Origin of the sequence: Streptomyces sp. NPDC049687, assembly GCF_044465285.1 — a bacterium.
GTDB lineage: Bacteria > Actinomycetota > Actinomycetes > Streptomycetales > Streptomycetaceae > Streptomyces.
This window is the reverse complement of record NZ_JBITLN010000002.1, coordinates 289,258-303,342: the sequence shown is the minus strand read 5'-3', so window position 1 is coordinate 303,342 and position 14,085 is coordinate 289,258. Positions and strand designations below refer to the sequence as shown.

Sequence of the window (14,085 nt, the reverse complement as noted above, 5' to 3'; positions counted from 1 at the left end):
TGTCGTGTCCTTCTACAGGGCCTGGCGCAGTACGGCGACCGCGCGCGGTTCGAGGACCAGGGCGCCGTCCGTGCGGTCACCGCCGGTGAGGACGTCTCCGTCCAGTCCGGCCACCGGCACGGTCTCGTCGGTCCGGTTCACCAGGAACAGGAACCGTCCCTCGGCCCCGCGCCGGACGGTCAGCTCCACCGATCCCCGTACGTCCTCCGGGAGTTCACTGCTCACCCCGGCAGGCTCCAGCAGCCTGGGCAGCAGCGCGCGCAGCCCGTCGACGCCGAGACGGGTGGAGACGTACGCGGCCGAACCGGCGCCCGTGGTCCGCCGGGTGATCGCCGGACGGCCGGCGTGCACACCGGAGTGGTAGTGCGCCAGCACCTGCGTGTCGGCGTCCGTGACGGTGATCCGGTCGGTCCACACAGTGCCCGTGGAGGCGTCGTCCAGCTCCACGCTCTCCCCGGCGAGCAGCGGACCGAACTCCTCGACGCGGATGCCGAGCAGCTCGCGCAGGGCGCCCGGGTAGCCGCCGAGCCAGACGTGGTCGTTCTCGTCGACGACCCCGGAGAAGTAGGTGGTGATGAGGTGGCCGCCCTGCTCGGCGTAGCGCGTCAGCTCCTTGGCGAGCTCGGCGGGTACGACGTGCAGCACGGGCGCGATGAGGACCTGGTGGCGGGAGAGGTCGGCGCGGGTGGTGACGAGGTCGGCGCGGACACCGAGGGCGAGGAGCGCCGAGTACCAGTCGAGCGCCTCCTGCCGGTAGTCCAGCAGGGAGGTGGGGTGCGAGTCCTGCTCGCTCGCCCACCACGACTGCCAGTCGTAGAGGATGCCGACGGCCGCGGTCTCCCGCTCCGAACCGGCCACCGGCGCCAGTGCCTCGAGGGTGGCGCCGAGCCCGGCCACCGCGCGGAAGACGTCACTGTCGGCGCCGGCGTGCGGGACCATCGCCGAGTGGTACTTCTCGGCGCCGGCCGCCGACTGCCGCCACTGGAAGAAGCACACCGCGTCCGCGCCGTGCGCCACGTGCAGCAGCGAGTCACGGGCCAGGTCGCCCGGCCGCTTGGCCACGTTCACGGCCTGCCAGTTCACGGCGCTGGTGGAGTGCTCCATCAGGAACCACGGCCGGCCGCCCGCGATGCCGCTGACGAGGTTCGCGGAGAACGACAGCTCGTCGCGGTCCTGCGGTCCGGGGTGCACGTAGTGGTCGTTGGCGACGAAGTCGATCTCGTCCGCCCAGTCCGGGTAGTCCATGCCCTTGGTGCCGCCCATCACCATGAAGTTGGTGGTGACCGGGACGCCGGGGGTGATCTCCCGGAGGATCTCGCGCTCCGCGATCAGATGGTCCTTCAGCGCGTCCGACGAGAAGCGCTTGAAGTCCAGCTGCTGCGTGGGGTTGGGGTGGGATGCGGCCAGGCGCGGCGGCAGGATCTGCTCCCAGTCGCTGTAACGCTGAGACCAGAAGGCCGTGCCCCAGGCGTGGTTGAGGGCGTCGAGCGTGCCGTAGCGGGCGCGCAGCCAGACGCGGAAGGCGCGGGCCGCGTCGTCGGAGTAGTCGTAGACGTTGTGGCAGCCCAGCTCGTTGGAGACGTGCCAGGCGACGAGGGCCGGGTGGTCCTTGTAGCGGCCGGCGATCTCGCGGACCAGGCGCAGGGCGTGCTCCCGGAAGACCGGCGAGGTGGGCCGCCAGTGCTGGCGGGCGCCCGGCCACACGGTCTCACCGTTGGCGGTGACCGGCAGGATCTCGGGGTGGGCCGCGGTCAGCCACGGCGGCGGCGAGGCGGTGGCGGTGGCCAGGTCGACGCCGATGCCGCCCGCGTGCAGCAGGTCCATGACCTCGTCGAGCCAGCCGAAGTCCCAGGTGTCCGGGCCCGGCTGGATCCGCGCCCAGGAGAAGATCCCCACGGAGACGACGGTGACACCGGCCTCCCGCATCAGCCGTACGTCCTCCTCCCACACGTCCCGGGGCCACTGCTCGGGGTTGTAGTCGGCGCCGTAGGCCAGACGCGGGGCGGGGTCACCGTCCGCCCCGCGCAGCATGCGGGACTGGAGGGTGGAGATCATGGCGGTCCTTCCCAAGGGTGGTGCACGGGGGCGGCGCGGCCCGGGTGCCGCGCCGCCCGGCGTTTCAGCTACTGCTTCTTCGAGGACTACTTCTCGATGGTGAAGCCCTGCTCCTCGCCGTACTTGACCGAGGCCTCCTGCCAGGCCTTCAGACCGTCCGCCAGCGTGGTGCCGGAGACGTAGGCCTTGCCGACCGTGTCGTTGAAGATCGAGTTGGCGTAGGGCTGGAAGGGCAGGTACGACCAGTCGTCGGCGACGTTGGCCGCGGACTGGGCGAAGATCTCGTTGGCCTTCTGGCCGCCGAAGTACGGGAACTCCTTGCTGAGGAACTCGGAGGACTGCAGCTCCGCGTTGGTCGCCGGGAAGGCGCCCTCCTTCACCCGGGTGGCCACACCGTCACCGGCGTTGGCGTACTCGACGAAGGCGTAGGCGAGTTCCTTGTTCTTGCCCAGCGCCGGCAGCGCCAGGGAGCTGCCGCCGTTCTCCGCGCTCGCCTTGTCGCCCTTGGCCCAGGCGGGCAGGGCGGCCGCGCGCCAGTCACCGGAGGCGTTCGGCACGCCGGTGATGAAGTTGGCGGGCATCCAGGCACCGGTGGCCAGGGTGGCGATGGTGCCGTCGCCGAGGCCCTTGTACCAGTCGTCGGTCCAGCCGTTGATCGGCGCGAGAAGCTTCTCGTCGATCAGCTTCTGCCAGACGGCCTCGAACTTCTGGGCGCCCGCGTCGGCGAAGTCGATCTTCACCTTGGTGCCGTCGACCTTGTAGGGGCGCGAACCGGCCTGCCACAGCATGCTGGTGGTGAAGCCCGCGTCGCCGGCGTCGTTGGCGATGTAGGCCTTGGGGTCGGCCTTGTGCAGCTTGCGGGCCGCCTCGAGGTACTCGTCCCAGGTGGTCGGGACGGCGATCTTGTACTTGTCGAAGACCTTCTTGTTGTAGAACAGCGCCATCGGACCGGAGTCCATCGGCAGGCCGTAGACCTTGTCACCGTCGTTCACGGCGTTCCACGGACCCGGCGTGTACTTGGAGGCGAGCTTGTCGGCGCCGTACGGGGCCAGGTCGGTGAGGCCCTTGGTGAGGGCGTACTGACCGAGCGCGAAGTACTCGACCTGGGCGACGTCCGGCACGCCCTTGCCGGCCGAAATGGCGTTCGACAGCGCGGTGTAGTGCTTGTCGCCGGACCGCTCGCTGACCAGGTTGATCTTGACCTTGGGGTACTTCTTCTGGAAGTCGGCGGCGACCGTCTTCAGGGTGGGCTCCCAGGCCCAGACCGTGACCGTGCCGCCCTTCTTCAGGGCCGCCTGGATGTCCCCGGCGGAGACCGCCTTGGTGTCGGAGCTGTCGTCCGAGCCGCCGCAGGCGGTGGCGCCGAGGGCCAGGGTGGAGAGGAGGGCGAGGCCGCGCAGCAGGCGGCCGGTCTTTCTGCGCATGAAGGTGCTTCCACTTCTTCGTGGGTGGGACAGGTGAGGGTGGGGGTTGCGCAAACGCTGGGTGGAACGTGGGGCTTGGGGGCGGCCGGAGGCCGCTGGGTCACTCCTTGACGCTTCCGGCGGCGAGACCCGACTGCCAGTACTTCTGCAGGAACAGGAACGCGGCGATCAGCGGCAGGATGGTGAGCAGGGAACCGGTGATCACCAGGTTGAAGATCACGTCGCCGCCGATGGTCTCCGCCTGGGAGTTCCACGCGCTCAGGCCCAGGGTCAGGGGGTACCAGTCCGGGTCCTTGAGCATGATCAGCGGCAGGAAGTAGTTGTTCCAGGTGGCGACCGTGGTGAACAGCAGCACGGTGACGATGCCGGGGGCGAGCAGCGGCAGGGCGACCGTGAAGAAGGTGCGCGCCTCGCCGGCCCCGTCGATCCGGGCGGCTTCCAGCAGCTCGGTGGGGATGGCCTCGGTGGCGAAGACCCACATCAGGTAGAGGCCGAACGGCGACACCAGCGACGGGATGATGACCGCCCACGGGGTGTCGGTCAGGCCCATCTTGCTGAACATCAGGAACGTGGGCACCGCGAGGGCCGTACCGGGGACCGCCACCGCGCCGATGACCGTGGCGAAGACGGCGCGCTTGCCGGGGAAGTCGAACTTCGCCAGCGCGTAACCGCCCAGGACCGCCAGCAGGGTCGCTCCGCCGGCGCCGAGCACCACGTACAGCAGGGTGTTCAGCAGCCAGCGGCCGAACACGCCGTCGGCGTAGGTGAACGTGTCGCGGACGTTGTCCCACAGGGCGAAGTCGTGGGCGAACCACAGGCCGCTCGAATCGGCCAGGCCCGCCTGGGTCTTGGTGGCGTTGATGGCCAGCCAGATCAGCGGCACCACGGTGTAGAGGACGACCAGGGAGGTCAGCACCGTCAGCAGCACGCTGCGCTTCGGCCGTCCCGGGGTGTACTTGCGGGAGCTGCGCAGGCGCGGCACGCCCTTGCCGGCGCCGGCCGTCTCGGCGGGAGCGGTGGGGGAGGTGGTGGTGAGAGGGGTGCTCATCGGGTCACGCTCCCTTGCGCATGCCGCGCAGCTGCACGACGTAGGCGATCACCATCGTGATGAGGCCCATGATGATGGCCACCGTCGCGGAGTAGTTGTGCTGCTGGCCGTTGAAGGACAGCGAGTACGTGTAGAAGTTCGGGGTGTAGTCCGTGGTGATGGCGTTGCGGGCCAGCGGGCGCAGGATGTTCGGCTCGTTGAAGAGCTGGAAGCTGCCGATGATGGAGAAGATCGTCGCGATGACCAGGGCGCCCCGGATGGCGGGGAGCTTGATCGCGGTGATCACCCGCAGCTGTCCGGCGCCGTCGATCTCCGCCGCCTCGTAGAGGGAGTTGGGGATGACGCGCAGCGCCGAGTAGAAGATCAGCATGTTGTAGCCGACGAACTCCCACGTCACGATGTTGCCGATGGACGCCAGCACCAGGTCGGGGGAGAGCGGATCGGGCAGGGTGACGCCGAACGCGTCGTTGACGTCCCCCACCAGGCCGTACTTCGTGCCGTACATGAAGCCCCACATCAGGGTGGCGACCACGGCGGGCACCGCGTACGGCAGGAAGATCGTGATGCGGAAGAAGCTCTTGCCGTAGAGCCGTCCGCTGTCCAGCGCGAGGGCCACCAGCAGGGCGATGCCCAGCATGATCGGCACCTGCACGACGAGGAACAGGGCCACCCGGACGACGGAGTCCCAGAACTGGTCGTCCTTCAGCGCCTGGGTGTAGTTGTCCAGACCGACGAAGGTGGTGCCGCCGATGAGCTGGTCGCGGAAGAGGCTCAGGTAGATCGAGTAGCCGATCGGGGCCAGGAAGACCAGGGCGAACACGGCCACGAAGGGACCGATGAAACCCCACCCCGTCCAGGAGCGGCGGTCCCGTCTCGCCGGAGGTGGTGCCGGCCGCGGCTCGGCGGCCGCCGGCGGTTGCAGCGTCGTCATGTCGTTCCTCGCTCGTGCAGTTTGGGAACAGCCGGTGTTGCGCGGAGATTTCGAACGCCCCACCGCCCCCATCATGTTTACGCAAACATCGGCCACGCAAGGGGCTTGGCGGACTGTTATGTTTACGTAAACATTGGATGGCGGCATGTCTACACTGCCCTGATTACGATGGTCAAGGGTCCTTTGGCACGGACCGTGACATCTGCGAAGACAGAGAGGTGGGGACACCGTGGACATGGCCGAGAGAACCCCGGCGAAGACGCCGAGACGCCGGACGACCGCCTCCATGGCCGATGTGGCCCGCCTCGCGGGGGTCTCCTCACAGACCGTCTCCCGGGTGTCCAACGGTTACGCCGGTGTGAACGAGGAGACGCGCCAGCAGGTGCTCACGGCCATGAAGGAGCTGGGCTACCGGCCCAACAGCGCGGCCCGTGCCCTCAAGCGCGGGGAGTTCCGCACCATCGGCGTGATCACCTTCTCGCTCTCCTCCACGGGCAACGTCCGCACCCTGGAGGCGATCGCCAACTCCGCCGCCGCCGAGGGCTACGCGGTCACCCTGCTGCCGGTCGCCGTCCCCACCCAGGCCGAGGTGCGCGGCGCGTTCTCCCGGCTGGAGGAGCTGGCCGTCGACGCCGTGATCGTCATCATGGAGGTGCACCTCCTGGACGCCGCGACCATCATGCTGCCGCCGTACGTCCAGCTCCTGGTCGTCGACTCCGACGCCGGCGAGCACTACACGGTCGTCGACACCGACCAGGCGGGCGGCAGCCGTACCGCCGTCCAGCACCTGCTCGGACTCGGCCACGAGACGGTGTGGCATCTGGGCGGCCCCGAGGACTCCTTCGCCGCACAGCGCCGCGCCGACGCCTGGCGGGCGGTGCTGACGGAGGCCGGCCGCACCCCGCCGCCACTCATCCGCGGCGACTGGTCCGCGGAGTCCGGCTACCGAGCCGGCCTCGAACTCGCCGCCCGTGAGGACTGCACCGCCGTCTTCGTCGCCAACGACCAGATGGCCCTCGGCCTGCTGCGCGCCCTGCATGAACGCGGCCGGCGCGTGCCCGAGGACGTCAGCGTGACCGGCTTCGACGACATCCCCGAGGCGAGCTCCTTCATGCCCCCGCTCACCACCGTCCACCAGGACTTCGCCGAGGTCGGCCGGCTGTGCGTACAGGCCGTGCTGCGGAAGATGCGGCAGCACGACACGGAGCGGGGGACGACGCTCGTGCCGACGCGGCTGGTGGTGCGCGAGAGCACGGCACCGCCGCGATCGGGGTAGCGGCGGCGCGAGAGCACGGCGCCGGCGACGGTGTGACGTCTGCGAGCGCGACTTTTGCCGTGCGTGACCTGTGGATGGGGGGACCTTTGCCCGGCGAGGTCCAGCGTTCGTCTGCCCTTCACGCAGGTCCATCCTGGGACTCCTAGGGTTGCGGCGCCGCTCCCCGTACGTCCGTCGCTTCTGTCCGGAGGACAGTCATGGCCGCCGTAAAGGCTCCCAAGCGCAACCGACACCCGCTCGCCGCCCTCGCCGGGGCCGTCGCCCTCACCGCCACCTCGATCGGCGTGTGGGCCGCCACGGCCACCACCGCCCAGGCCGCCACCCTCCCGACCCCCGACCACGTGGTGGTCGTGGTGATGGAGAACCACGCCTACTCGCAGGTGATCGGCAGCTCCAGCGCCCCGTACCTCAACAACACCCTCAAGGCGGGTGGCGCCAACCTCACGCAGTCCTACGGTCTCACCCACCCCAGCGAGCCGAACTACTACATGCTGTTCTCGGGCTCCAACCAGGGCCGTACCGACGACAGTTGCGTCTCGGTCGGCTCCATCTCCCAGCCGAACCTCGCCTCGGAGCTGATCGCCGCCGGGAAGACCTGGGCGAGCTACAACGAGTCGCTGCCCAGCCAGGGCTCGACGACCTGCAGCAGCGGAAACTACGCACAGAAGCACAACCCGTGGTTCGGCTTCTCCAACGTGCCGACCAGCACCGCGAAGACCTTCGCGCAGTTCCCGACCGACTACACGACCCTGCCGAAGGTGTCCTTCGTCGTACCGAACCTGTGCAGCGACATGCACGACTGCTCGGTCTCCACGGGCGACACCTGGATCAAGAACAACCTGGGCGCCTACGCCACCTGGGCCAAGACCCACAACAGCGTCCTCGCCGTCACCTTCGACGAGGACAACAAGCTCTCCGGGAACCGTATCCCCACCCTCTTCTACGGGCAGCACGTCGCCCCCGGCAGCTCCAGCTCCACCACCTACAACCACTACAACGTACTGCGCACCCTCGAGGACCTCGCCGGTCTGAGCGCCCACGCGGGCAACGCCGCCTCGGCCTCCGACATCACCGGCATCTGGAACTGACGCCGGTGTATCTCGCGGACTCCCGCGGCACCACGGCCGCCGTCGTCCCGGACTCCCGTCCGGGGCGGCGGCCGGCCGCCGTGCCCGGCACCGTGCTGGCCCTGGGCGCGGTCAGCCTGATCACGGACGTCTCCTCGGAGATGATCACCGCCGTCCTCCCGCTCTACGTGGTCGCGGGCCTCGGTCTGTCACCCCTCGGGTTCGGGCTCCTCGACGGCATCAACAACGGCGTCGGAGCCCTGGTCCGGCTGGCCGGCGGCCACCTCGCCGACCGGGGCGGCCGCCGGCACAAGGTCGTCGCCGGCCTCGGCTACGGTCTGTCGGCGGTGTGCAAGCCGATGCTGCTGCTCGCGCACACCCTCCCCGTGATCGGCGCCGTCCTCGCGGCCGACCGGACCGGCAAAGGCCTGCGTACGGCCCCCCGGGACGCGATGATCTCGCTGGCCACCGAACCCGAGCACCGGGGGCGGGCGTTCGGGGTGCACCGCGCCATGGACACGACCGGCGCACTGCTCGGCCCGCTCGTCGCCTTCGCCGTGCTGCGGGCCACCGTCGACGGCTACGACGCGGTCTTCGCGGTCAGCGGCTGCGTCGCCGCGCTCGGGGTCCTGGTGCTGGTCCTCTTCGTACCCCGCCGCATCGCCCCCACCACAGCCGTACGGCCGCCCGAGCCGGACCGGCCGACGCTGCGGCAGGCGCTCGCGCTGCTGCGCCGCCCGCACCTGCGCCGGCTCACCCTGTGCGCCGCTCTGCTCGGGCTCACCACCGTCAGCGACTCCTTCCTGTATCTGCTCCTCCAGCGCGAGGAAGCCCTGCCCGTCCACCTGTTCCCGCTGCTGCCGCTGGGCACCGCCGCGGTCTTCCTGCTCCTCGCCGTCCCGCTCGGCGCCCTCGCCGACCGTGTCAACCGGCGACGGCTCTTCCTGGCCGGCCACGGCGTCCTGCTGCTCGGCTACGGCCTGGTGCTCAGCCCCTGGCACGGGATCCCGGCCGTCATCGCCGTCCTCGTACTGCACGGCACGTTCTACGCCGCCACCGACGGGGTCCTCGCCGCCGCCACCGCGGGCGCCGTCCCGGCACGGCACCAGGGCGCCGGACAGGCGCTGGTCGGCACCGGCCAGGCGCTGGCCCGGTTCGTCTGCTCGCTCGCCTTCGGCGCGGCCTGGAACCTGTGGGGCGGCCACACCGCGCTGGCCGTCACCGCCGCCGCGCTGGCCGTCGGCACGGTCGTGGCCTCGTTCGTCCTCCGTACCGCCGATGAGGTGCCCGCATGACCAGAACCACCCGCCTCGTGATCCTGCTGGTCGCCGTCGTGCTGCTGGGGGCCGTCGGCACCGGCGCGGTGCTGCACGCCGCCCACCGGTCGGGCATGCGGGACGAGCAGCAGGCGGACGGCCCCACCGTGCGGGCCGGGACCGTCTCGCTGCGCCCGACGGACGGCCGCCGGCTGCTCGTGCGCAACCTGGCCTGGGGCCCGCACCGCGACGAGATCGCCACCGTGCCCGCCGACCACCCGCAGGGCCCGCGCACCGCGTCCGGCGTCAAGTGCCTGCGCTTCCACGCGGCGGCCGGGACCGGCATCTGCCTGCAGGCCGTGCACGGCGCGCTGGAGGACAGCTACCGGGCGGTGGTACTCGACGCGCACCTGCGCGAGCTGCACCGCTTCCCGGCAGCGGGCATCCCCACCCGGGCGCGGGTCTCGCCCTCCGGCCACCTGGTGGCCTGGACGGTCTTCGTCAGCGGAGACTCCTACGCCGGCACGAAATTCTCCACCCGCACCGCCATCGTCGACACCCGCACCTGGGCGATCGACGACAACCTGGAGACCTTCCGCATCATCAGGGACGGCCACCCTCACCACGCCGCGGACACCAACATCTGGGGCGTCACCTTCGCCGACGACACCCGCTTCTACGCCACGCTCGCGACCGGCGGGCGGACCTACCTCGTCCGGGGCGACGTCACCGCACGCACCCTCACCACCCTGCACCGCAACGTCGAATGCCCCTCCCTCTCTCCCGACGGAACCCGGATCGCCTACAAGAAACGCGTCGAGGGGGCCTCACCCGACGCCCCCTGGCGCCTGTACGTGCTCGACCTGCGCACCATGAAGGAGACCGCGACCGCCGAGCAGCGCAACATCGACGACCAGGCGCTGTGGGCCGACGACTCCACCCTCGTCTACGCCCTCCCCGGCGACTACGGCTCGGACCTGTGGACCGTCCCCGCCGACGGCACCGGCACGTCCCGCCGCCTGATGGCGTCCGCCGTCGCCCCCGCCTACCTGGGGTGAGGCACCGGCGCGGAACACCCGGCCGGGCGGGGGGCCGCGGAGCACAGCCCGGGCCGTCAGCCGGGGTCGCGAGCTCACCAGCCCCGAGGCCGGACCCCTTCGTGGTGTCGGGCGGGCAGGCCCGGCGTCCCCGGGATCGGAGTGGGGGCGCAGTGGCCGTCCAGGATCGCCGCGACATTGCGGGCGGCGAGGTCCACCATGGCGGCGCGGGTCGCCTCCGTCGCCGAGCCGACGTGCGGCAGTACCACCAGGTGCGGCTCGGCGAACAGCGGGTCGGCAGGGTCCGTACGCGGCTCGTCGGTCATCACGTCGAGACCTGCCGAGTGCAGCTCCCCGCGCCGCAGCGCCACCAGCAGGGCGTCCTCGTCCACCACCCCGCCGCGTCCGGTGTTGACCAGGGTCGCGGTCGGTTTCATCAGGGCGAGCTCGGCGGCGCCGATCATGCCCCTGGTCTCCTCCGTCAGCGGAGTGTGCACGGACACCACGTCGCTGGTGCGCAGCAACTCCTCGAACGGCACCCAGCGGGACAGTTCGTCGTCCTCCGTCCGCCGTGGGTGGTGGTGCCGCACGCGCATACCGAAACCGGCGGCCCTGCGGGCGACGGCGCGGGCGATCCGGCCGTAGCCGATCAGCCCGAGGGTGGCCCCGTGCACGTCGAGGCCGAGGAAGGCGTCCATCCGGAAGGCGCCCCATGCGCCGCGGCGCAGCGCGTCCATGCCGGCGGGCAGGCGGCGCCGGGCCATGAGGATCAGCGCCATCGCCACGTCGGCGGTGGTGTCCGCGAGCACGTCGGGAGTGTGGGTGACGACGACACCCCGCTCCACGGCGGCTGCCACGTCGACGCCGTCGTAGCCCATCGACGCGAGGGCCACGACCCGCAGGCCGGGCCCCGCCGCGTCGAGCAGCGCGGCGTCGACACGGTCACCGCCGAGAACGAGCAGGCCCTCGCGGCCCCGTACCAGCCCGGCCAGCTCGGCGGGGGTCGGCGGTGCGGTTCCCGGCCAGGCGGTGACGCCGAAGCGGGCGGCGAGGTGCTCGACGCCGTCTCCCGGAAGGCCGGTGCGACTGACCGCCACGCGGGGGTGGCGGGAGGGTGAGCCGGACATGCTGAACTCCGTCGGGGGTGAGGGGATCGGGGGGCGAGTGCGCCAAGAGCCGGATCCCGCCTCAGGCCGTGTTCCGTTCGCCGAAGTCCAGGAGCACCTTGCACGAGCGGGCCGGGTCGGCCGCGAGCTCGAACGCCTCCTGCGTGTCGGCCGCGGCGAGTACGGAGGTGACCACCGGGTCCACCGGGAGGCGGCCGTCGGCCAGCGCGCGGAGCACCTCGGTGAGCTCGTCGTCGAAGCGGAAGGAGCCGACGAGCCGCAGTTCCCGGGTGATCAGCGCGTTGGCGGCCACCGGGGTGTCTCCGGGCGGCAGGAGGCCGAGGCCCACGACGAGGCCGCCCCGGTCGACTCCGTACACACAGGTGCGCAGTCCCGCCGGGCTGCCGGAGGACTCGATGGCGAGGTCCGCGGCGAGTTCGTCGAGCCCCTCGGCGCCGGCGCCGACCCGTACGGTCGACGTGGCACCCACCTGCTTGGCGACGGCCAGCGGAGCCTCGTGCACATCGGTCACCGTGATCTCGGCCGCGCCGGCGGCCCGCAGCGCCGCCACCACGAGGCAGCCGATGGGACCCGCTCCGGTGACCAGCACCCGTTTGCCGCGCACCTCGCCGGCCTGCCGTACGGCGTGCCAGGCGACCGCGGCCGGCTCGGCCACCGCGGCCAGCCGCGGGTCCAGGCCGTCGGGCAGCGGAAGCACTCGCTCGGCGGGTACGACGAGGACGTCGGCGAAGCCGCCCTGTACATGGGGGTTCCGGGCGGCGCTGCCCAGGTAGCCGGTGTCCAGGCAGGTGTTGCGTCGCCCGACGAGGCACCGCCGGCACTTTCCGCAGGACGCCAGCGGGTGAACGGCCACCGGTGTCCCCGGCGGCGGTGCCTGGGTGCCGGGGCCCGCCTCGCGCACCCGGCCCACGATCTCGTGGCCGAGCACCAGCGGTTCGCGAAGCCGGAACTCCCCGACCGCGCCGTGGCGCCAGTAGTGCAGGTCGGAGCCGCAGATGCCGCCGTACCGGATGTCGACCGCGACCTCGCCCGGGCCGGGCACCGGTACCGGGCGCTCCTCCAGTCGCAGGTCGCCCGCGCCGTGCGCCACCACGGCCCGCATCGTCGCTGAGTCCATGTTCTCGTCCCGCTCTCTGCCGAACGCTTCGGCTGCTTCCGTCGGTTGCGTGCAGGGGGTGGTGGGTCAGACGACCGCGGTCAGCCCGCCGTCGACGGCGATCACCTGACCGTTGACGAAGTCGGACGCCGGTGCCGCGAGCCACACCAGCGTGCCGACCAGATCCTCGACCGTGGCCCAGCGGCGGGCCGGGGTGCGGCCCCGGATCCAGGAGTCGAAGTCCGGGTCGTCCACCAGCGGCCGGGTCAGCTCGGTGACCACATAGCCGGGGGCGAGGGCGTTGACGGTCAGCCCGGCTCCCGCCCACTCGGCGCACATGCTGCGAGTCAGCATCGCCAGGCCGCCCTTGGAGGCCGCGTACGCGGCGATGCCGGGCCGGGCCAGCCAGGTCTGTACGGAGCAGATGTTGACGATCTTTCCGTGCCCCCGCGCGACCATGTCGGCGGCCACCGTGCGGCCGACGAGGAAAGCGCTCGTGAGGTTGGTGTGCAGCACCCGCTCGAAGTTCTCCGCCGAGACCTCCAGCATCGGTTCGCGGTGCTGCACGCCGGTGTTGTTGACGAGGATGTCCAGCGGGCCCACACCGTCCTCGATCTCCCGGACCGCCCGTCGTACGGCCGTCTCGTCCGTGACGTCGAAAGCGGCCGTGTGCACCTTGGCCCCGGTCCTCTCGGCCAGCTCCCGCCCGGCGCGGTCCAGTGCCCCGGGATCGCGGCCGTTCAGGACGAGTTCGGCGCCCGCCTCGGCCAGTCCGGTGGCGAGGGCGGCTCCTATGCCTTTGCTGGAGCCGGTCACCAGGGCCCGGCGGCCGGTGAGATCGAACAGGGCGGGAGCCTTCACGGCCGTACCTCCAGGGGAGCGTAGTAGTGCATCAGCGCGGCGTTGTCGGCGTCGCCGTGGCCGGCCGCGCCGAGCCAGCGATGCAGTTCGGCGACGGCGTTGGTGACCGGCAGCGGTATGCCCGCCGAGCGGGCGTGGTCGCGGGCGGCGTCGAGGTCCTTGACCATGTTGCTGACCCGTCCGGTGGGGGAGAGGTCGGCCTCCGCGAACTTGACGAAGAACTCCTGCAGCAGTGCCGAGTCGGCCCTGCCTCCGGTGAGCGCGTCGAGCACCTGCCGGGGCGGAAGGCCGGCCGCCCGCACCAGGGCGGCCGCCTCGGCGAGCGCGGCGAATCCGCAGCCGACCAGCACCTGGTTGACGGACTTCACCAGCTGGCCGGAACCGGCCGGGCCCAGGTGCGTCAGACGGGAGGCCAGGGCGCCGAGAACGGGCAGTGCGCGTTCGACGTGGGTCTTCTCGCCGCCGAGCATCAGGGTCAGTCCGCCGCGCTCGGCGCCGGGTGCCCCGCCCGACAGTGGGGCGTCGACCCAGCCGGCGCCCAGTCTCGCGGCACGCTCGGCGAACTCGCGGGTGCGTCCGGGGTCGATGCTCGACATGTCGATCACCAGCACCCCGTCGGGAGCGGTGCTCAGGACGCCGTCCGGCCCGAAGACGACCTGCTCCACGATCTCCGCGGTGTTGAGGGAGAGGATCACCACGCCCGATGCGGAGAGCACGGCGGGTGACGGTGCTGTCGCGGCCCCGTCCCGGGCGAGTTCCGCGACGGCCTCCGGCCGGACGTCGTAGACGCGTACCGCGTGTGCGCACCCGAGCAATCGGCGAGCGATGGCGGAGCCCATGACTCCGAGCCCGGCGACGCCCACCTCCGTATCCACTGACACCTGACCTCCTGAACCGAATGCCGTAG

General features: G+C 71.4%; 12 protein-coding genes. 4 read left to right on the top strand and 8 right to left on the bottom strand.

Features of this window, described 5'->3' with window-relative positions:
- Window positions 1–12: 12 nt before the first annotated feature.
- The 4 genes from ACIBVL_RS06485 to ACIBVL_RS06470 form a co-directional block, all read right to left on the bottom strand.
- Window positions 13–2,055: a beta-galactosidase gene (locus tag ACIBVL_RS06485; RefSeq protein ID WP_399092795.1), complete on the bottom strand. Its 2,043-nt coding sequence runs from the start codon at window positions 2,053–2,055 to the stop codon at window positions 13–15.
- A gap of 86 nt (window positions 2,056–2,141) precedes the next feature.
- Window positions 2,142–3,479: an ABC transporter substrate-binding protein gene (locus ACIBVL_RS06480; RefSeq protein WP_399092792.1), complete on the bottom strand. Its 1,338-nt coding sequence runs from the start codon at window positions 3,477–3,479 to the stop codon at window positions 2,142–2,144.
- A 100-nt stretch (window positions 3,480–3,579) separates the two neighbouring features.
- On the bottom strand, window positions 3,580–4,527 hold the full coding sequence (locus ACIBVL_RS06475; protein WP_399092789.1) for a carbohydrate ABC transporter permease: 948 nt from the start codon (window positions 4,525–4,527) through the stop codon (window positions 3,580–3,582).
- Window positions 4,528–4,531: 4 nt separating this feature from the next.
- A complete protein-coding gene (locus ACIBVL_RS06470) occupies window positions 4,532–5,458 on the bottom strand; it encodes a carbohydrate ABC transporter permease (RefSeq protein ID WP_399092786.1) in 927 nt (308 codons plus the stop codon).
- 235 nt (window positions 5,459–5,693) lie between these two features.
- Between ACIBVL_RS06470 and ACIBVL_RS06465 the strand changes: the two genes are divergently transcribed.
- The 4 genes from ACIBVL_RS06465 (at window position 5,694) to ACIBVL_RS06450 (ending at window position 10,115) form a co-directional block, all read left to right on the top strand.
- Window positions 5,694–6,734 (top strand): LacI family DNA-binding transcriptional regulator, encoded by a 1,041-nt coding sequence (locus ACIBVL_RS06465; RefSeq protein WP_399092782.1) that lies wholly within the window; start codon window positions 5,694–5,696, stop codon window positions 6,732–6,734.
- A gap of 197 nt (window positions 6,735–6,931) precedes the next feature.
- A complete protein-coding gene (locus ACIBVL_RS06460) occupies window positions 6,932–7,822 on the top strand; it encodes an alkaline phosphatase family protein (protein ID WP_399092779.1) in 891 nt (296 codons plus the stop codon).
- Window positions 7,823–7,827: 5 nt separating this feature from the next.
- On the top strand, window positions 7,828–9,096 hold the full coding sequence (locus ACIBVL_RS06455) for an MFS transporter (RefSeq protein ID WP_399092776.1): 1,269 nt from the start codon (window positions 7,828–7,830) through the stop codon (window positions 9,094–9,096).
- On the top strand, window positions 9,093–10,115 hold the full coding sequence (locus ACIBVL_RS06450; RefSeq protein ID WP_399092773.1) for a TolB family protein: 1,023 nt from the start codon (window positions 9,093–9,095) through the stop codon (window positions 10,113–10,115). The genes ACIBVL_RS06455 and ACIBVL_RS06450 overlap by 4 nt, the downstream gene beginning before the upstream one ends.
- 74 nt (window positions 10,116–10,189) lie before the next feature.
- On the opposite strand, the gene ACIBVL_RS06445 is transcribed toward ACIBVL_RS06450, so the two are convergent.
- The 4 genes from ACIBVL_RS06445 to ACIBVL_RS06430 all read right to left on the bottom strand — a co-directional run bounded on the left by ACIBVL_RS06445 (window position 10,190) and on the right by ACIBVL_RS06430 (window position 14,059).
- Complete coding sequence (locus tag ACIBVL_RS06445) at window positions 10,190–11,221, bottom strand: 2-hydroxyacid dehydrogenase (RefSeq protein WP_399092770.1); 1,032 nt, start codon at window positions 11,219–11,221, stop codon at window positions 10,190–10,192.
- 61 nt (window positions 11,222–11,282) lie between these two features.
- Complete coding sequence (locus ACIBVL_RS06440; protein ID WP_399092767.1) at window positions 11,283–12,338, bottom strand: L-idonate 5-dehydrogenase; 1,056 nt, start codon at window positions 12,336–12,338, stop codon at window positions 11,283–11,285.
- 66 nt (window positions 12,339–12,404) lie between these two features.
- Complete coding sequence (locus ACIBVL_RS06435) at window positions 12,405–13,178, bottom strand: SDR family oxidoreductase (protein ID WP_399092764.1); 774 nt, start codon at window positions 13,176–13,178, stop codon at window positions 12,405–12,407.
- A complete protein-coding gene (locus tag ACIBVL_RS06430) occupies window positions 13,175–14,059 on the bottom strand; it encodes an NAD(P)-dependent oxidoreductase (protein ID WP_399092761.1) in 885 nt (294 codons plus the stop codon). Before ACIBVL_RS06430 ends, ACIBVL_RS06435 begins: the two co-directional genes overlap by 4 nt.
- Window positions 14,060–14,085 lie beyond the last annotated feature (26 nt).